Origin of the sequence: Spiroplasma endosymbiont of Nomada rufipes, from assembly GCF_964277355.1 — a bacterium.
Classification (GTDB): Bacteria; Bacillota_I; Bacilli_A; order Mycoplasmatales; family VBWQ01; genus Spiroplasma_E.
This window is the reverse complement of record NZ_OZ195517.1, coordinates 225,987-245,789: the sequence shown is the minus strand read 5'-3', so window position 1 is coordinate 245,789 and position 19,803 is coordinate 225,987. Positions and strand designations below refer to the sequence as shown.

Sequence of the window (19,803 nt, the reverse complement as noted above, 5' to 3'; positions counted from 1 at the left end):
ATATTTAAATACTTAAGTTACAGAACTCTAATCACTATAAATATAATAATTCTCTTAAAATTAACCCTAAAACCTTATATTTATAATGTTTTCTACACAATTAAATCTGTAACTTAATTATTGTTCGATAGCAAGAAAAAAATCTTGTTTTTTTTATATGCTAATTTTTTAATTTTATATGAAGTTATACTTACTTATTGTTATAATAGTTTTATGAAATTAGGTGAATAAATGAAAAAAGCATTAATTATTGATGGTAACAATTTATTATTTAAAGCATATTATGCTACTGCATACCAAGGAGTTAATCTACATTCGCTACAGGGTATTCCAACTAATGCCGTCTATGCTTTTATTAGAATGTTGATTAAGTACTTAAAATCTAACAACTATGCTAGTGTTTTTGTTGCATTTGATGCTGGTCGTAAAACATTTCGTCATGAAACTTTAGCAACATATAAAGGAAAAAGAAGTGAAACTCCGGTTGAGTTAATTGAACAATTTAATTTAGTTAAAATATTTTTAGACTTAGCACAAATTCCTTGGGGACAAATAAATAATTATGAAGCTGATGATATTATTGGCAGCATTGTTAAAAATAAAGTTGCTAGTAATTATCAAATTGATATTATGAGTAGTGATAAAGATTTATTACAACTATTAGATAACAATATTAAAATTCTTAATCCACAAAAAGGGATGAGTGATTTAAAGGTTATTACTATTTCTACATTTCAATCAGAATATGAATTATTACCTTATCAAGTTACCGATTTAAAGGGATTAATGGGTGATAGTTCTGATAATTTACCTGGCATTAAAGGAATTGGTCAAAAAACTGCTATTAGTTTATTAAAAGAATATGACACATTAGAAAACATTATTGAAAATGTAGAACAATTAAAACCAAATGTTAGTAAACTAATTAAACTTAACTTTAATAATGGTATTATTTGTAAACAACTAGCAAAACTTAATTTAAATACACCAATTACTGGTAATTTAGAAACGTTTAATTATAATGTTGAAAATTTAAATAATGAAAAGTTACAAGACTTTTACAAACAATATAATATGAACTCTTTATTAACACAAGACAATAATCCTAAAACTAATAAAAACAGTACATCTCACGTTCAAATTATAAATAAGTGAAATCAAGAATGAAATTGTGATTCAAATTACTTATGATTAGAAATTTTTGGTGATAATTATAATCGTGATAATATTATTGGTTTTGGTATTAAAAATGAAAAAGGAACATTTTATATTAATAAAATTAATGCAATTAATTGTCCTAATTTTCAACATTTCTTACAAAATAAAAAACTACAAAAAATAACTTGAGATTTAAAAAAGGTTATTATCGCAGGACTACGTTTAAAATTGATAATAAATAATATTATTTTTGACCATATGTTAGCTGCTTACCTTCTTTATGCTAATGAAAAAATATTACCAGAAAACATTGCTGTTATGCTCAATGTCAATGTTAAAGATAATTTAAGCGCTGATGATTTCTATGGCAAAGGTATTAAAAAAAATATTCCCAATGATGAAAAAGAAATAGCTATTTTTTTAAAAAAAAAATTAAATTTTTTAACAGATTCTCATCTCATTCTTATAAAAAAATTAAAAGATACTAATAACTGAAATTTATATCAAGAGATTGAACTACCTGCTGCTTTTGTATTAGTAAATATGGAGTGTAATGGTGTTAACATTGATCAAAAAAAATTAAAACTACTAACTGATAAAACTTTACTAAAAATCCAAGATTTAGAATTACAAATTAAAAAAGAAAGTAATAGTAATTTAAATCCAAATTCACCAAAACAAATTAGTGAATACTTATTTAAAGAATTAAAATTACCTAATTATAAAAAAGGTAGTACTGCTTTTGAAGTTTTAATTAGTTTAAAAAATCAACATCAAATCATCGATATTCTTTTAGAATATCGTAAATTACAAAAATTATATTCCACTTACTTACTTGGTTTACAAAAATATATTTTTGATGATGGTAAAATTCATAGCATTTATAATCAAGTACAAACCAGTACTGGCAGGTTATCTTCATTAGATCCTAATATGCAAAATATTAGTATTCGCGATAAAGAACAAAGAGAAGTTCGCAAAATCTTTATTCCAAGCAAACCACATACTAAAATACTATCCTGTGATTATTCACAAATTGAATTAAGAATATTAGCTCATATTAGTGAAGATGAAAATTTAATTAAAGCTTTTAAACAAAAGCATGATATTCATCGCGAAACTGCAAGTAAAATATCAAATATACCTTTAGCAGAAGTTACTAACGAACAAAGACAAAATGCAAAAGCTATTAATTTTGGCATTGTTTATGGCATTTCTAGTTTTGGTTTATCACAACAAATAGGAATTAAAGTTGAAGATGCTAAAATATTTATTAATAAATATTTTTCAGTTTTTCCAAAAATTAAAAGTTATATTAATAATATAATTGATTTTTGTGAAAAAAATGGATATGTTCAAACAATTTTTAATCGTAGAAGAGAAGTAATGGAAATTACAAATAAAAATAAGGTGATTCAAAATTTTGGTAAACGAATAGCAATGAACATGCCAATTCAAGGTAGTGCTGCTGATATTTTAAAATTAGCAATGAATAAAATTTATGAAGAAATAAAAAAACAAAATATTGATGCAATATTAATTGCACAAATTCATGATGAATTAATTTTTGAAGTTGAAGATAATAAAGTTAATGATGTTATTACTAAAATTACTAAAATTATGTCTAATGTTACTAAATTAAAAGTTCCCTTATTAATTAATACTAGTATTGGTGATAACTGATTTGAATTAAAATAAATTTTTAAAAATTTATTAATATTTAAAACAAATTAGTTTATTATATTTTATTGGAAGGAAAATAAAAATGCCAGAATTACCCGAAGTTGAAACTGTTCGCAAAACTTTACAACCACTTTTAACTAATCATAAAATTATTGGTGTTAGAATTATTTTAAATAAAATTATCAAAACACCAAGTATTGAACAATTCACAAAACAAATTATTGGACAAACAATTAATGATGTTCAAAGAGTTGGTAAATTATTAATATTTATATTAGATGATTATGTATTATTAAGTCATTTACGAATGGAAGGAAAATATTATTTTCAACAAAATAATCAATCAATAAATTGAAAACATGTCTTATTAATATTAGAATTAGACAATAAATACGAATTAAGATATCATGACACAAGACAGTTTGGAACCTTTCATTTGCAAACTAAAAATGAATATCAAAACATAAAACCTTATATTAATATTGGTCCAGAACCTTTTAATAAAAATGTTACTGCTGAATATTTAAAAAATAAATGAAAAAATAAAAGTCAAAGTATTAAAGCAACATTATTAGAACAAAACGTTATGAGTGGTTTAGGAAATATTTATGCAGATGAAGTATTATTTTATGCTAGTATTCATCCGCAAAGTATTACTAAAAATTTAACACTTAAACAATTACAAGAAATCATTAATAAAGCAAGATTTGTGCTTGATAAATCAATAAAACTTGGTGGATCAACAATTAGTAGTTATACTTCAAGCCTTGGTGTAACAGGTTACTATCAACAAGAATTACAAGTTCATACTAGAGCAAAAATGACTTGTTTTAAATGCCATACTATTATTAAAAAAATAAAAATAAACCTTCGTGGAACTTACTTTTGTAATCACTGTCAAATTAAATATTAACTGTGGAAAACTCAAAAGTATATATTAATAAAGAATATTTTTAATAAAAAAAGTGGAATAAATGTGGATAAGTATGTGTTTTAATCATTTCACTTTATTTATATTCTTTATGTGCATATAATTATCATACCATGAAAGAAATGGATAGTAAAAAGAAAGTTAGGGAATGAATATGAACAGAACAATAAATGATATTGATATTTTTAAGTTGAACCAATCAGAATATATTAGTAACGAAGATTACCAAATTTTATTTATGTTATATCAACCAATAATTGGTATTGAAGCAATAAATTTATATTTAACTTTAGTTCAAGAAAAGTTATTAACAAAACGTATTAATCTTGATTTCAATCATGGACGAATTAAATCTTTATTAAAAATAACTTCCACTCAATTACTTGTTGCTTTCCAACAACTTGAATCTGTTAACCTTATTAATACTTACTACTATTCTTTAAAATCTACTTACATTTATCAATTGTGTTCTCCCTTATCTGCTGATGATTTTTTTGCTAATACCCATTTAAACTCAGAACTACTTAAACAATTAGGAACTTTAAATTACGAAAGACAAAAATTTTATTTTTTAAAAAATGATATTGAAATTACAGAAAATTATGTTAATATTACTCAACAGGAAAATACTATCCCTCAATCTTTAAAATTAAAAACAGCACTTAATAATATTTATGCTAAACAAGAGCAAACATCAATTTCTAGACCAATTTATTCATTTCAAAATAAAAATAAAATTAATACTATGAAAGTTAATTTAAATTCTAATGGTAATACAATTATATCTAAAGATAATTCTGATGTTATTAATACCACATTAAATTTAATGCAACAAAAATTACCTGAAGAATATTTAAAAAATTTAACTGGTAAAATACCAACTGATAAATTAAAAACAACATTAGAAATATTAACTAATAACTTTCAATTAAATAATGCTGTAATTAACTGCTTAATTGAATATGTTTGATTTAAAAATAATAAACGTTTAGAACCAAACTATATTATTAAAATTGCTGAAACCTTTCAAGAAAATCAAATTAATAGTATTGATGATGCTTTATCTCATTTAAAACTTGCTTATGCTCGTAGCAAAAAAAATCCACAGCAACAATTTCAACAAGAATCATTATGATCTACTACAGAACAATCAACAACAAATAATTTCAATAAAAAATTAATTAAAAAATATAAGGTTGATAATATTAAAAAAGATATAAAATTAACTCAAGAAGAAATAAAGAATATTTTAAAGGAATTTGATGCCCATTAATTTAATTATTAAAAGACACTATTATTAAGTAAGGAAATGATTATCATGAAACTTAAAGCGACAACTATCTTAAAAGAAAACATTAACAATGCTGAACTTCATGACTTTATTAAAAAAAACAACTTAACTAACAGCAAACTAGAACCATATGTTGATTTATTAAAAACTTATATTGATAGCTACAATTTATGTAAAAAACGAGAGAATCTTAGCAAATGTCTACAAAATGTTAAAGGATATCGTTATAAACTAGTAATGTTACCTAATCAAAAAATAAGTTTAGTACTAACGGATTGTCTTCATTCTATTAATAGATCTGTCCAACAACAAGTACATAATAATTTTTTAATTAAATACTATGATGATAAACTTTTATCACTTTCATGAAGTAAAAATTTTAATGCCTCAACTAATGCAAGAAAAGAAATCATCCAGTATTTACATCAATCTTTAAAACACAAAAGTTATCAAGGTTTATACTTATATGGTGACACAGGTAGTGGCAAAACTTTTATTTTTATCTTATTTGCAAATAAATTAATTCAAAAAAATCAAACTGTTTGTTTTATTGTATGACCTGAATTTGTTATGGACATTAAAAAAAGTTTTAAAAATGATACTGATACTAATCAGCAAATTGAACAATTAAAATCATGTGACTTATTATTTATTGATGATTTAGGCGGTGAAACTGTTAGCGCTTGAGAGCGTGATGAATTATTATTTAGTATTCTTAATGCACGAATTTTACCATTAAAAACTACATTTATTAATTCTAACTATAGTATTAGTGAACTATATCAACATTATTATTTAAAAAATAGTAAATCAGAAGAAATTAAAGTTAAACGTTTATTAGAACGTATTCAAACTTTAACTATACCAATTGAATTAACTATTGAAGAATCACAAACTACCATTGAAAATAATAATAATATTGACAATATTAATAATGAAATAGAATATATACCAATATAAATTTCATAAAAAAATAAAATAATGAAAACTATAATTAAAATAAAGGAAATAATTTACTAATAAAATAAATGTTTTATAAATAAATCCATATTTTATGACAAATATTAACAATATTTGTTTATAATATACCTAGTCATTAATCAATATAAAAAAAAACACATAAAAGGAGTGACTTAATAATGGCAATTAAAATTGCAATTAATGGATTTGGGCGCATTGGCCGCCTTGCCTTTCGTCAATTATTTGACAAAAAAGAAATTGATATTGTTGCTATCAATGATTTAGGAAATGTAGAAGCTCTAGCATATCTATTACAATATGATTCAGCACATAGAACTTGAAAACATGGAAAAATCAAAGCAGACAAATCAAAAAATACTATTAATGTTGATGGTAAAATAATTAAAGTTTGTCAAGAAAAAGACCCAAAAGTATTACCATGAAAAGCCAATGATGTTGATATCGTAATTGAAGCAACTGGACGTTTTACAACAAAAGAATTAGCACAAGCACATATTGATGCTGGAGCTAAAAAAGTTGTGATTTCAGCACCCGCTAAAGGAGACTTAAAAACTATTGTTTATAATGTTAACCATGATATTATAAAAAGTACTGATAATATTATTTCTGGTGCTTCATGTACTACTAATTGTCTTGCTCCTGTTGTTCATACTCTAGAATCAGAATTTGGAATTATTAAGGGATGAATGACAACAGTTCATGCTGCAACTAATGACCAACGTTTACTAGACTTAGAACATTCAGATTTTAGAAGAGGACGTAGTGCTATGTCTAATATTGTTCCTGCAGCTACAGGTGCTGCTGCAGCTATTGGTTTAGTTATCCCTTCTGTTAAAGGAAAACTAGATGGTTCAGCAATGCGTGTTCCAATTATTACTGGTTCAATTGTTGATTTAACAATTGAATTAAATAAAAATGTTACTGTTGAACAAGTTAATGCAGCAATGAAAAAACATAGTAGCGAATCATTTGCTTATAATGAAGATCCAATTGTTTCAACTGATATTATTGGTTCAAGTTTTGGTTCAATTTTTGATGCAACATTAACAAAAGTTATTGAAGTTGAAGGCAAACAAATTGTTAAAGTTTTTGCTTGATATGATAATGAAATGTCATATGTATCGCAATTAGTAAGAACAGTAATACACTTAGCAAAGCTAAAATAATTTTTAAATAGTTTAATTAAAATATTAAACTACAAAAATGCATCTTACCAATTACAAGATGCATTTTTATTAATAGCTTTAAAAATATATTAAAATTATAATATGAAAAAAGGAGATGAAAATTATATGAATAAAAAAACATTAAAGGATCTTGATTTTAAAAATAAAAAAGTTATTGTTCGTTTTGACTTCAATGTACCATTAGAAAATGGTAAAATTACCGATGATACAAGAATAAAAGCAAGCATCGAAACTATTAAGTATTTACAAAATCAAGATGCAAAAATAATCATGTTATCACATCTTGGAAGAATTAAATCTGAAGCTGATAAAGAGAATAATACTTTAGCGCCCGTTGCAAAAAGACTAAGTGAAATCTTAAAAGAAAATGTAATATTCATTAATGAAACTCGTGGTACAAATCTTGAAACAGCTATTAATAATCTTAAAAACAAAGAATTACTTTTAATAGAAAATACTCGTTTTGAAGATTTAAATGGTAATAAAGAATCTACTAATAATCCCGAATTAGGTAAATATTGAGCACATTTAGGTGATGTATTTGTTAATGATGCTTTTGGTACTGCACACCGTGCTCATGCATCTAACGTGGGTATTGCTACTAATATCAAAAATAGTTGTGTTGGTTTATTAATTGAAAAAGAATTAACAATGCTTAATAAAATCACAGTTAATCCAGAACATCCTTTTATAGCAGTACTTGGTGGTGCTAAAGTATCAGATAAAATTGATGTTATCAAACAATTATTAACAAAAGCTGATAAAGTTCTTGTTGGTGGCGGTATGGCTTATACTTTTATGAAAGCATTGAATTATAAAATTGGTGATTCATTATTAGAAAAAGATAAAATTGATATTGCTAAAGAAATTATTGAATTAGGAAAAGGAAAATTAATACTACCTATTGACTTTGTAATTGCTCCGGAATTTAAAGATATCAAAGGTAAAATTACTAATAATGAAAACATTGATGATGGATATGAAGGAATGGATATTGGTCTAAAAACAATTAAATTATTTGAAAATACTTTAATTAATGCTAAAACTGTTTTTTGAAATGGACCATTAGGAGTTTTTGAAATGAGTAACTTTGTTAATGGAACAAAAAATATTTGTAAAACTATTTCACAATTAAAAGGTGCATTTACACTAATTGGTGGTGGTGATAGTGCAGCAGCAGCAGTTAAATTTGGATATGAAAATAAATTTAGCCATATTTCAACTGGTGGAGGTGCTTCATTAGAATATCTAGAAGGTAAGGATTTACCTGGTATTAATGCTATAGAAAATAAATAGTGAAAATATATGATTACTCAAGATCAAACAACAAGTGTTTTTATTCTTATTAGTTTATTTTTAATTACGATGGTTTTAATATTTCAATTATTCCAATTTATTTTTTGATTAATTATTATTTTAAAAACTAAAAAAAATGATACTAAATTAAAACCTAGCTATCAACAAGCATTATCCAATGAAAATATTAATTGTCAAATATTTAAAAGTAAATTTACTTTTAATATCTTAACTATAATTTTAAAAAAAATATTTTAAAATGCTGAATTATACTTGTAAGTGCAAGTAAATAAAATCGCAAAAAATTATCATATAAAAATTTCATAATGCTAAATTTAGTTTAGAAAAAAGTAAGGAGTTTTTATATGAGTTATAAACATCTTGACATAGATGAAAGGATTTATATTGAGAATCAATTGAAATTTAAATTTAAAATTAGTGAAATAGCTAAAAATCTTAATCGAAGTATTAGTACTATTATTCGAGAAATTAATAGAAATAAAGATAATAATCATTATTTTTCATTAATTGCACAAAATAAAGCTGAAAATCGAAAACAATCACATATTAGTTTTCATAAGTTTAAAAATAAGAATTTAGTAAAATATGTACAACAAAAATTACTATTAGGTTGATCACCTGAACAAATTTATGGCAGAATTAAAAATTTTCATAAACAATGAGTTATTAGTTTTAAAACAATTTATACTTGAATTTATTTTGGAATGCTTGATAAAGTTACTAGTAAAAATTTAAGAAGAAAAGGTAAAAAACGAAAATCTAAAGAAAATCGTGGCAAGTTTAATGGTAAATCAATTAAAGAACGAGATATAAATGTTAATGATCGTATAACACTTGGTCATTGAGAAGGAGATACTATAGTATCATCAAGAGGCAAAAGCAAATCATGTTTAATAACTTTAGTTGAAAGAGTATCACGATTTACTTTAGCAATATTAGTTAAAAACAGAACTACTAAAGTTATTAATAAAAATGTCAGTTATTATTTATCAATTCTTCCTAAAAACATTGTTAAAACTATTACTTTTGATCGTGGCAAAGAATTTTCAAATTGACAACAACTTGAAAAAAATTTAGATGTAAAAATTTATTTTGCCAATCCATATTCACCTTGACAAAGAGATACTAATGAAAATACTAATGGTTTAATTAGAGAAAAATTTCCTAAAAAATTTATTTTTTCAAAAACTAATAAAAATGAAGTTCATAAATTTATATTGTCTTTAAATCAAAGACCGAGAAAAATATTAAATTATCTTTCACCAATCGAATATTTGGATAGAAAAATAATTTAGTTGCACTTACCTTTACAATTTAGCATCATTATAAAGTTTTTTTATGTTTTATTATCGATTTTTGGTGGAGGAAATAATGTATAAAATTGGTATTAATCAAAATGAAAAATCAAATTATAAGCAAAAACCTAATGTTAAGCAAGAAAAAAAACATTGGTTTAAAATTTTTTCTTTGTTATTTGTTGTTGTTGTTTTAATTATTACTACTATGATTTTAATAATTGCAAATAATCAATGAAATAGTGCCATAAATACTAATAATTCCAACAACTGAAATCCTAATCAAGATAAAAATTGAGAAGATTATTATAAGAATAATTGTCCAACAAATAAAAAATATAATTTGATAGATTACAAGGATAAATTAAATAATATTAGTTTAATATCTACTGATAAAAAACTAAAAATTTTTTATCTTAGTGATTTATTAAAAAAGATTGATAATGTGTTACAAACAAATAAAATAGATATTCCTAATAATTTTTTTCTACATTTACCAGTAAATCCAGCTATTAATATTAAAATTAATGATGAAAATGCACTTAAAAATAATTTTTCAATAAAAATACCATCTTATAAAGAAAAAATAAAACAATTTAAAATTGAAATGAGTGTTAATCAATTTGGTAGTAATTATGGTTTGCTTCCTTGTGACTTAAATTTCAATTTTAGTGTTGAAAATGATGTTATTCCAGAAAAATTTAATATTTTTGATTTAGACAATAGAATTACAATTCCATCACAAACAATAGTAATGTCAGATGCTACAAAAGGAAATAAAAATGAAATAGAATCTCAAGTCAATAAAATTATTGAAGAGAAATTTTTAGAAGAAATTAATAAAGAAAAATCATTATCAGATAAAGTAACAAAAAGTGATTTTGTTATTAATTATGATTCAATAAAAAATTTTGATAATTATATGATAAAAAAGAAAATAACAGTTGTTATTTGTGCTAAAAATAGTAGTGAAATTATTAAAGGTCAATTAAATATTAATTTTAATGTTCAAGGTAGTTGAACAAAAAAATCATTATCTGTTATTAAAACAGTATTGGAAAATGATGAAAGTGTAATTAATCAATTAATAACTATTAAAGATAATACTAATGTTAGCAAAGTGGATATTCATAATCATATTGCTTTCCTTGTTAGTAAAAAAATAAATGAGTTTGGTAAGCAAAAATGACATCAAGATTTTAACGATCAAGATTATATTATTACTAGTAATGCGATTACTGGAAATTATCAAAAACCAAAATCTATAATAGTAACAATTGTTGGTAAAAATCAATTGCAAGATACTATCGAGTTTTCAATAAATATTCAATTTCAAAATAAAGAACCAAATGAAAAAACCTTTAAAAATAACAATTTTAATGTTAAAGATTTAAATTCTATTGATTTATATCCAAATGTTCTTCCTAGTGGTGTAATATATCCAATTACTTTTAAAGATAATTCTATTTCACTTATTTCACTATTATTTCAAGAAGCTATTAATGATATGAATAATTTTTCTCCTACTAATGACATTAATTTAGAAATGAATATAGGAATTAATATTGATGGCGATAACTATCAAATTCATTTTCAAGAGACAATTAATTTTGATATCATAAAAAAGATAAATAATATTGAACTTGTTAGTGTTTCTGAACAAAATGATAAATATCAGCACTTAAAAAACATTGGTATCATTATTAAATATGATGATGATAAAGAATATAAAATGCTTCATTCCTTGGATGTTAATATTAAAAATAATAATTTAACCTTTATTAATTTTAGTTCTATTGTTAAAATAACTTCACGACGTTAAATTAAAAACAAAGGTGATGAGTATGGATAAGCCACTAGCAACAATATTAAGACCAACTACTATTAATGATATAATTGGTCAAAGTCATTTGATAAATGATAAAAATGGAATTATTAATCGAATATTAAATCAGAAGTTTTTAACATCATTAATATTTTATGGTAATCCAGGAACAGGCAAAACCACTATTGCTCAAGCACTAGCTAATGATTTAAAATGTGAATTTGGAGTATTTAATGCTGCCATTGATAAAAAAGAAAATTTAGAAAAATTAATTAAAATAGCACAAAATACTAAACCTTATATAATTATAATTGAAGAAATACAACGCATTAATCGTGATCGTCAAGATTTATTATTACAATATTTAGAACATGGCAATTTTATTTTAATGGCTTGTACTACTGAAAATCCTTATTTTGTAATTAATCCAGCTTTACGAAGTAGATGTCTATTATTAGAATTAAAGCCAATTAGTAATGAAGAAATGTTATTAGGCTTAAAAAAAATAATTACTAATAATTCATTTTTTAATTTTAATATTAGTGATGAAATTTTGGAAAAAATCTGTAATTTAGCAACCGGTGATTTACGAATAGCAATTAATATTTTAGAAATATTAATAAAATTATATCCTAATGAAATCATAACTATTGATATTATTAATGCTATTATGCCTAAAGCAAGTAATTGAAATGCTAAAGAGGGAAATGAACATCATGATTTAAAGTCAGCATTACAAAAATCAATTAGAGGCAGTGATGTTAATGCTGCTTTGCATTATTTAGCAAGGTTATTAGCAACTGGTGATTATGAAGCTTTATTAAGAAGAATGTTGATTATTGTTTACGAAGATATTGGACTTGCTAATCCTGCTTTAGCAATTAGAGTAAAAACTGCTATTGATACTTTTCGTCAAATTGGTATGCCCGAAGGTATAATTCCACTTGGTTTAGTAGTTATTGAAATGGCACTTAGTGAGAAATCAAATAGTGCTAATTTGGCAGTACAAAAAGCATATAGTGATGTTTTACAAGGAAAAGTATATCCAATTCCTGATTATTTGAAGCATAATTGATCTAAAACATTAAAAAAATCAGTAGGTAAAGGTAAATTATATAAATTTCCACATGATTATGCTAATGATTATGTACAACAACAGTATTTACCAACAAAGTTAAAAGATATGAAATATTATCAACCAAAACTCCATAACATTTATGAAAAAAAATTAAATGAAATTTATAATAGATTTACTAAAAAATAAAATTCTGAGGTGCAAAATAGAATGTTAAAAAATAAACATTTATGGTTGGGACTTAGTTTAACATTAGCAACAACTAATATTGTTGCTAACACTAGTATTACTAATAATTTAACAAGTATTAATAAATTAAAACAAGAAAATAAAAATAAAACTGAAATTACTGAAGTGGTTACTAATACTACGTATGGTAATTTAAGTAATAGTACTATTTTAAATAGTCAAGATAAAGATGGAATATATCATCTTTTTGATATTAAAAGTATTATTGATAATCCAAATTTAGAACCTTATGTAAAAGAAATTTATATTGATAATTTTAAATTAACTTATAACCCTGAAAAGATAAATAAAGATGTTATTAATGAGTTTGATAAAGAAATTGCTGCTATTAATTATAAAGAGGAACAATTAACAAGTACTAATGATTTGCAAATTTTTCAAAAACAAAACTTGAGCAAAATATCAACAACAGCTTATATTTCAAATAAAAAGTCTAAAAGTAATTTTACTTTTATTCAATTTGGTGGTGCTAATACTCATATATCATTAACCGGAACAAAAGGTATTGTTGATGTAATTAAGAACTATGATAATTTAAGTGAAACATTGGGATTATATTATATTGCTCAGTCTCATTTAAAAAATAGTAGGGGAATTTGTCTTGACTTTGTTAAACAATTTATTACTAAAAGTAGTTTAAAAAATAATGAAAGCATTGCAGAAAAAATTGCTGAAAATATTTTCAATAATATGATTGATAGTCCAAATTTAGAATCTGTTATTAATAATTTTTCAATTGAAAATAATAGTAAAAAAATAAGTATTAGATATTTAGTTGACAGTACTGGTAACATTATTAGCGTTGGATATTTACAATATGATAGCAAAAATTTGGATACTAATAATAATTTAACATTAAGTCATAGTTTTCCAAAAGATGGAGGAAAACTAATAGATTATAATTCAGAAATAACTACGCTTTTAAAATGAAGTGATTATGCTGATTCATGAAATAATTTTATATTTTTATATCCAACAATTTTTGCTAATTCGACAGACAGCATAACTTATAGTGTTATGAATAATACAACAACAATTAAAAGTAATGAACTAAACTTTAATACCAAAAAAATTCAAGACAAAGATAATCAATTACCAGTTTGACGAGTAGTAAATCAGCCACCTGCAGGTCATAAATCACAAGGATTAGTTATTTATATATTTATGTGACATGATGAAAACACTATATATCAACAACTTAGAAGTAGTTCTATATCTCGTGCTTTTGATATTGGGCCATCTTTCTCAATAAATATTAGTAGATGAACAATTAGTAACATTATTAATGAATAATTATGTATCATTTTATCAATAAAATTAAAAATTTAATTTAAAACTACTTTAACTATGAAAGGAATAAATAAAATGAAAATAAATAAAGAAGAAACATGAACAGAAGTACAATGAGCGTTGAATAATCTTCATGGTCCAATTAGAGCAGGAGCATTAAGTGCACAAAATTGAAGTAATACGACAACAGGAGTTCTACTAACAATAGCAGGACTTAAGTCTGTTACTAGGGATAGTAATATTGAAAAACGTTACCAATTAATTAAAAGTGGAGTAGCTGATATGTTATATGCTGCATTTGGTGGTTGAGTTATTTGACAAGCATATAATTTAAATGAAACTGGTGGTAGTACAACTACCGAACCAAATTTACCTACTTTTCCTACTTTACCACCAAATGATGAAAGACTTTATTCTGAAATTGCTGAACAATTAACAGAAGATGCTGTAAGTAATGAATTAACTCCAGAAATGATTTCTATTGCATTAAATAAATTATTTACTGGTACAAATGGATTAGTTAAAGTGCTTAGTTGAATATCAGGTTTTGATTTATATAAAATTCAAAAAGTAACAAAAACTATTGAATACTTAAAATCACTTACTACTTTTGCAACTGCAGGCATTAACTTTACAAATGGTAATATTGTGGGAGGAAATTTAATGTCAATTTCAGCAATGATGGATGTTAGTCACACATATTTTTCTACAATGAGTAAATCTAATACTTCAAATAGTAAAGAGGAAATTATTATTAAAATTATTAATGAAAGAAAAGAACACATTACGAAAAGTTTTTCTTTATATAAAGGTATTTTAAGTAATAAATATTTAAAGGAAATATATGAGTATTTAGAAAAAAATAATTGAGATAAGTTTGAAATGAGACATTCAGATAAAACAATTCCTAGTTTTGTTAAACCCGGAAAAATAAAAGATTGAAGACCAACATTGACAAAGTTTAAAGAATGAATAGATAATTATACTCCCGAAAATAAAAAGGTGGAATTAGTAACGGAGATTGAAGATAGTAGTCAACGAGAAAGAATAAAGTTAAAAATTCCTGATTATGAGTTTGAACCGGAATTTGTTACAAATGCAAATAATGATATGCCAGAAGTTATCATAGAACCCAATGAAAGACAACCACTTTTAGGAAGTATTAATGGTTAATTAAAATTAGTTTTTATATTATAATGTTTTTTTAAAAAAACATTATTTTTTATTTATTATTTTATTTTTTCTTGTACAATTATTTTAGAAATGATGAATTTTAAAGAAAGATTAAAAATTTAACTTTGTTTTTAAAATAAAAATATTTTAAAATTGACACTTATTTTAAATAATAATATAATTAAAAATGGTTAAATTTTCTAGGTGAATTTAATGAACGAAAAAATAATTTTAATTTGTACTGTATGTTTAAATCGTAATTATCATACATACAAAAATAAGATTAAATATAAAGAGCGTATGGAACTAAAAAAATATTGTGAACATTGTCAAAAACATACTTTACATAAGGAATCACGTTAGGAGAAATTTTCATGAGTGCAGAAGACAAATCAAAAGAAAAACCAAAAGTTAATCCTGAAAAATTGGCTCTTTTAAAAAGTAAATTTAATATTTTACGTAAAATTAAACCTTTAAGAACAAAAAGAACTTCTGAAGGAAAACCAAGTTTTGATCCACGAACAGCCGATAAAAATAAAAAGGTTAATATTAGCGAAATTTGAGAAAAAGAACGTAAAAATCGTACGCCTGAAGAACGTTTTTATTATAAAAAAGAAGCGAGAACTTATCATAAATATTTTTTCTTATACTTATCAAGAGAAATTAGAAGAACTCGTTGAACACCAAGAAAACAATTAAATAATAAATTTATTACAACAGTATTATTTATTGCTGTCTTAGCACTATTCTTTTATGGAATTGAGCAGTTATTACTATTTGTATTACCTTTATTAAAAATAATGTAAAAAATGGAGATGCCAAAAAATGAGCGAAAGAATAAAAAAAGAAACCCCTTTAGTGAAAACTACATCATTAGAAGAAACACATAAACATCGAATTGAGCAAGCACAATGATATATTGTTAATTGTAACAAAGGTCATGAAGATAAAGTTGCTGCTGATTTGAAAAATAAAATTGAAAAAAAATTAAATTTAAAAGATAATATTTTTCAAGTTAGAGTTGTTAAAGAAGCAATACCAGATAAAGATAAAAAAATAACTGAAAAAAATATTTTTCCGGGTTATATTTTTGTTCATATGATTTTAACCGAAGATACTTGATATGATATTCGTAATACAACAGGAATTAATGGTTTTATTGGTTCTAGTGGTAAAGGTGTACCACCAACTCCACTTTCTACTAAAGAAGTTAATGAAATGTTATATCGTAATTCTAAAAATTCATCACAACCTAAAGTTAAAGAGACCAAAAAAATTATTCGTGATTTTGAGTTAAATGATTTTGTTCATATTACTTCTGGTGCTTTACAAAGCCGAGAAGGACAAGTTATTAAATTAGATGAAGATAAGGGTGTTGCAACAGTTTCTGTTGATATGTTTGGTCGTCAAACCGAAATTAAAGTAGAATATGATAGTTGTAAAAAAATTAAAGTTTAGTTTAAACTATTTAATTTTTATGTAAAATAAAATTAAAATATATTTGACTACTAATTATAATGATGTTATTATTTGTAAAGTACTATTTATATATATAAATAGACTTTAATTATGTTTAAACTTGTGGAAGATTTATTCGTTTGGACCACAGTGAGAATCCATTTAGGAGGAGTTGCTCATGGCAGATAAAAAAAATATTAATCGTGAAGGTATTATTCAATTACCAGCTGGTAGTGCCAAACCAGGTGCTAGTTTAGCATCATTCGGTATTGATATGCCACGTTTTTGTAGAGAATTTAACGATAAAACCAAAGATCAAAAAGATGATGTTAATCCGGTTCCAATTCCAGTTTTTATTACATCATATAAAGATAAAACTTTCGACTTTAAAATAAAAACTGCACCAACAACATTTCTTTTAAAAAGAGCATTGAAACTTGCAAAAGGTTCATCAAATGCTAAATTAACAAAAGTAGGAACACTTACTATTGCTCAAATTACAGAAATTGCTCAAATTAAATTACCTGATTTAAATGCTTATTCTTTAGAAGATGCAATTAAAATTGTTGCAGGAACAGCCAAGAATATGGGCATTACTGTTGAAGATGGAAAGCAAGGTGTTTAATATGAATAGAAGTAAAAGATATCTTGCAGTTGCAAAATTAGTTGATAACACTAAAGTTTATCCAATTGATCGTGCTTTAGAATTAGCTAAACAAACTTCATCATTAAAATTTGATGCAACAGTTGAAGCAGCATTTCGTTTAAATGTTGATCCAAGACATGCTGATCAAATGTTACGTGGTTCTATTGTTTTACCAGCAGGGACTGGAAAAACACAACGTGTTTTAGTGATAACTACTACTAAACAAAAAGAGGCAATGGAAAGTCAAGCTGATTTTGTTGGTGGTAAGGAAATGATTGAAAAAATTCAAAAAGGTTGATTTGATTTTGATGTTATTATTGCAACACCCGAAATGATGGGTGAATTAGGAAAAATTGGTAGAGTATTAGGACCAAAAGGATTAATGCCTACAGCAAAACTAGGAACAGTAACAATGGATGTTCAAAAAGCAATAGCTGATATTCGTAAAGGTAAAGTTGAATATCGTGTTGATAAACAAGGTAATATTCATGTTATTCTTGGTAAAGTGTCATTTGCACAAGAAGGGTTAAAAGATAATTATTTAGCAATTCTTAACACTTTAAGAAAAGTTAAGCCTGCAGCAGTTAAGGGCGCTTATATTAAAAATATAAGTATTACTACGGCAATGGGCCCTGGTATTAAAGTATTAATTGAAGAATAATATAATAATATAAAAAAATCATTAGTAAAAGTACTAATGATTTTTTTATGTTTTTATTCATAATTTTTTTATTATTTAAAAAAATTTTACGCTATAATTTATTTATTGTGATAATACCAATTAATACATTATTTTGGTAAAATAATAAAATAATTAGGTAGTAAAGGAGAAACCTTAATGAAAAATCTTATAAATATTTTTAAGAAACAAAATTGAAGAATAAAAATTGGCTTTTCCTCACTGGTAATTAGTTTGCTTTGTTTAGCATTAGGACTAATTTTAATTGCAACAGCCAATTTTAAAGCCCCAAGTGGAGGAAGTTCACAATATGCTGGAAATGGCTTTCATGCTATTTCTATATGAGGACTTGATAGTTTTTTAAGCAAAGCTGGCTATGATCAAATGTGAACAGATGCTACTAGTGATAAGCTTTTAACTTATCCTCTTGCGCAAGTAGTTGTCGGAATTGTATTTACAGTAATTTTAACTGCTATCTTTCTTGGTGTTAGTGTTTTATCTTTAATATTTGGTTATTTTAAACGTTGATTATATTCTTAGTGTTTAGTAAGTGTTAAATATGGATAAAAATGTAGAATATAAAAAAGTTACATCTTGGGATTGAAAGCAAAAACTAGGATTATTCTTATGCATTTTAACTTTGTTTTTTCTAATAATTAGTTTAATATTATTTGGAACAGCTATTTTTAATGATCATTATAATAATTTTCTTGGTAACGGTTTTTGAAGTTTAAAACACTATGGTATTATTAATTTGTTTTATAATTGAGATCAACTAGATATAGAAGCGGCTAAAAATACTTATGTTTCTCATCCTTTTGAACAAGTTTATTTTGCAATTATTTTTTTAATTATTATTGTACCAATATGTTTTGTTCTTGGAGTTAGTTTATTAGTTAGAGGATGATGAAAGTCAAGAATTTAATATATAGTTACTTCATAAATTTATTTATAGTAAAATTTAATAATCATTATTTCATTAAAAAGGGTGTATTATGATGTTTAATTCTAAAAAAATAATTGTTTTTTTACTAATAAATATTGTGTGAGTAGTAGTTTGGATTATGATAACTATTAGTTACGATAGTTATCATGATCCAATTTTAAATTATGTACCACATAGTAACGATTATTTAACAAATGAACCAACTAATCAATTGGTTCCCAAAGCAAAAAAACCTAAACATGTAGTTATGGTGGGTGTTGATGGTATGGCCAGTTATGCATTAAAAAGTGGTTATAGTCCAAATATGAACTATTTAATGCATCATGGTGCGTATACACTGGAAGCACGTGATGTTTTACCAACTTCTTCTGCTGCAAATTGAGCAAGTGTTATGTTTGCTACAGATCCTATTAAGCATGGTGTTGTTGATCAAGATTTGTGGAATGTTCATCATACTGTTCATGCTGAAGTAAAAGCTGATCAAGTAAGTATTTTTAGTTCTATTATTGATAAGTATGATCCTTCAAAAAAATTATTTGGTTATGCTAGTGAAGGTGAAATGATTGCTAATTTTCAACCCAAAGGCCAAGAAAATGCTGAATTATACTTGTAAGTGCAA

The 19,803-nt window shown here is 24.4% G+C and carries 19 protein-coding genes; all 19 read left to right on the top strand.

Going from position 1 to position 19,803, the window contains the following annotated elements; genetic code table 4:
• Positions 1-231: 231 nt before the first annotated feature.
• The 19 genes from polA to ACICQF_RS01270 all read left to right on the top strand — a co-directional run bounded on the left by polA (position 232) and on the right by ACICQF_RS01270 (position 19,797).
• Positions 232-2,856 carry a DNA polymerase I gene (gene polA, locus ACICQF_RS01360; protein WP_395473402.1) on the top strand — a complete coding sequence of 875 codons (2,625 nt, stop codon included), beginning with the start codon at positions 232-234 and terminating at the stop codon, positions 2,854-2,856.
• Between the two features lie 67 nt (positions 2,857-2,923).
• Positions 2,924-3,754: a DNA-formamidopyrimidine glycosylase gene (gene mutM / locus ACICQF_RS01355; protein ID WP_395473401.1), complete on the top strand. Its 831-nt coding sequence runs from the start codon at positions 2,924-2,926 to the stop codon at positions 3,752-3,754.
• A 172-nt stretch (positions 3,755-3,926) separates the two neighbouring features.
• On the top strand, positions 3,927-5,045 hold the full coding sequence (locus ACICQF_RS01350) for a DnaD domain protein (protein WP_395473400.1): 1,119 nt from the start codon (positions 3,927-3,929) through the stop codon (positions 5,043-5,045).
• Positions 5,046-5,090: 45 nt separating this feature from the next.
• A complete protein-coding gene (locus ACICQF_RS01345; RefSeq protein ID WP_338957786.1) occupies positions 5,091-6,023 on the top strand; it encodes an ATP-binding protein in 933 nt (310 codons plus the stop codon).
• 179 nt (positions 6,024-6,202) lie between these two features.
• On the top strand, positions 6,203-7,210 hold the full coding sequence (gap, locus tag ACICQF_RS01340) for a type I glyceraldehyde-3-phosphate dehydrogenase (protein WP_395473399.1): 1,008 nt from the start codon (positions 6,203-6,205) through the stop codon (positions 7,208-7,210).
• A gap of 126 nt (positions 7,211-7,336) precedes the next feature.
• Positions 7,337-8,527, top strand: a complete 1,191-nt coding sequence (locus ACICQF_RS01335) for a phosphoglycerate kinase (RefSeq protein WP_395473398.1) — start codon at positions 7,337-7,339, stop codon at positions 8,525-8,527.
• Between the two features lie 365 nt (positions 8,528-8,892).
• Positions 8,893-9,843 carry an IS30 family transposase gene (locus ACICQF_RS01330; protein WP_395473397.1) on the top strand — a complete coding sequence of 317 codons (951 nt, stop codon included), beginning with the start codon at positions 8,893-8,895 and terminating at the stop codon, positions 9,841-9,843.
• A gap of 76 nt (positions 9,844-9,919) precedes the next feature.
• Positions 9,920-11,665 (top strand): hypothetical protein, encoded by a 1,746-nt coding sequence (locus tag ACICQF_RS01325; protein ID WP_395473396.1) that lies wholly within the window; start codon positions 9,920-9,922, stop codon positions 11,663-11,665.
• A 22-nt stretch (positions 11,666-11,687) separates the two neighbouring features.
• Positions 11,688-12,932, top strand: coding sequence for a replication-associated recombination protein A (locus ACICQF_RS01320; RefSeq protein WP_395473395.1), 1,245 nt, complete (start codon positions 11,688-11,690; stop codon positions 12,930-12,932).
• A gap of 21 nt (positions 12,933-12,953) precedes the next feature.
• Positions 12,954-14,285, top strand: coding sequence for a hypothetical protein (locus tag ACICQF_RS01315; RefSeq protein ID WP_395473394.1), 1,332 nt, complete (start codon positions 12,954-12,956; stop codon positions 14,283-14,285).
• Between the two features lie 72 nt (positions 14,286-14,357).
• Positions 14,358-15,455 carry a hypothetical protein gene (locus tag ACICQF_RS01310; protein WP_395473393.1) on the top strand — a complete coding sequence of 366 codons (1,098 nt, stop codon included), beginning with the start codon at positions 14,358-14,360 and terminating at the stop codon, positions 15,453-15,455.
• Positions 15,456-15,668: 213 nt separating this feature from the next.
• Positions 15,669-15,818, top strand: a complete 150-nt coding sequence (gene rpmG, locus ACICQF_RS01305; protein WP_174481441.1) for a 50S ribosomal protein L33 — start codon at positions 15,669-15,671, stop codon at positions 15,816-15,818.
• A gap of 11 nt (positions 15,819-15,829) precedes the next feature.
• The gene (gene secE / locus ACICQF_RS01300; RefSeq protein ID WP_338958642.1) at positions 15,830-16,261 is read left to right on the top strand and encodes a preprotein translocase subunit SecE; all 432 of its coding nucleotides are present in this window, start codon (positions 15,830-15,832) and stop codon (positions 16,259-16,261) included.
• Positions 16,262-16,280: 19 nt separating this feature from the next.
• Positions 16,281-16,913 (top strand): transcription termination/antitermination protein NusG, encoded by a 633-nt coding sequence (locus tag ACICQF_RS01295; RefSeq protein WP_338980176.1) that lies wholly within the window; start codon positions 16,281-16,283, stop codon positions 16,911-16,913.
• Between the two features lie 178 nt (positions 16,914-17,091).
• Positions 17,092-17,538, top strand: a complete 447-nt coding sequence (gene rplK / locus ACICQF_RS01290) for a 50S ribosomal protein L11 (RefSeq protein ID WP_338958646.1) — start codon at positions 17,092-17,094, stop codon at positions 17,536-17,538.
• 1 nt (position 17,539) lies between these two features.
• A complete protein-coding gene (gene rplA, locus ACICQF_RS01285; RefSeq protein ID WP_338958648.1) occupies positions 17,540-18,220 on the top strand; it encodes a 50S ribosomal protein L1 in 681 nt (226 codons plus the stop codon).
• A 177-nt stretch (positions 18,221-18,397) separates the two neighbouring features.
• Positions 18,398-18,778, top strand: coding sequence for a hypothetical protein (locus ACICQF_RS01280; RefSeq protein WP_395473392.1), 381 nt, complete (start codon positions 18,398-18,400; stop codon positions 18,776-18,778).
• A 19-nt stretch (positions 18,779-18,797) separates the two neighbouring features.
• Positions 18,798-19,163 (top strand): hypothetical protein, encoded by a 366-nt coding sequence (locus ACICQF_RS01275; protein ID WP_338958650.1) that lies wholly within the window; start codon positions 18,798-18,800, stop codon positions 19,161-19,163.
• A gap of 139 nt (positions 19,164-19,302) precedes the next feature.
• The gene (locus ACICQF_RS01270; RefSeq protein ID WP_395473391.1) at positions 19,303-19,797 is read left to right on the top strand and encodes an alkaline phosphatase family protein; all 495 of its coding nucleotides are present in this window, start codon (positions 19,303-19,305) and stop codon (positions 19,795-19,797) included.
• Positions 19,798-19,803: the final 6 nt, after the last annotated feature.